We start from the raw sequence: 619 nt of genomic DNA on the forward strand, positions 1-619 counted from the left end.
GAGCCAGTGCGTGCCCGAGGCGTCCACCGCGTGGGCCTGCCGTTCGAGGTCCTTGCCCGCCGGGTCCTGCGCGGTGCTCCGCTGGGCGAAGCGGGCGGCGTAGGCAGCCATGTCGGCCTCGGTGCGCAGCATCCCGGCGGCGACCCGGTGCAGGTCCTGGCTCTTCAGTGCCGGCGCGATGTCCTCGTCGCGGACCTCGAGGATCCGGTCGTCCGTCCTGCCGTCGACGACGGGCCGGCCGGTGTAGGTCCTGCGCCCGATGCGGCGCACGCGCTCGTCGTCCTTGTGGAGCTCCTGGTAGCCGGTGATCAGAGCCCTGATCTCGTGGTCCAGGTCCCGCCCCTCGGGTTCGCCGCGGTCTCGGGCCGACGGTGACTGGGACACGGGCGCCTCCTGTGGCTGAGCTCGTCGGCGCTCACCTCGGCGGCATCGCTCCGGCGGGCGCAGGCTGCGGGGTCAGTGGTTGTCGGACGATGATCCGGTCTCCGCCTGCACGTCCTCGGCCGGAACGGGTCCGTCCTCGGCCGGGTCGGCGTCCAGGCGCTGGTTGTCGACGGTGGTGACGTCGGTCAGCGTGTCCTCGTCGCGGATGCTCAGGTCCTCCTGCTGGAGCTCGGCG

Annotated in this window: 1 protein-coding gene; it reads right to left on the reverse strand. The window is 72.9% G+C overall.

What is annotated here, in order from left to right; genetic code table 11:
- A partial coding sequence (locus RCG67_RS17000) for a hypothetical protein (protein ID WP_368827975.1) occupies positions 1–384 on the reverse strand: 384 nt, incomplete at its 3' end.
- Between the last annotated feature and the right edge of the window lie 235 nt (positions 385–619).

It is taken from the genome of Kocuria cellulosilytica (assembly GCF_040981245.1).
Classification (GTDB): domain Bacteria; phylum Actinomycetota; class Actinomycetes; order Actinomycetales; family Micrococcaceae; genus Kocuria; species Kocuria cellulosilytica.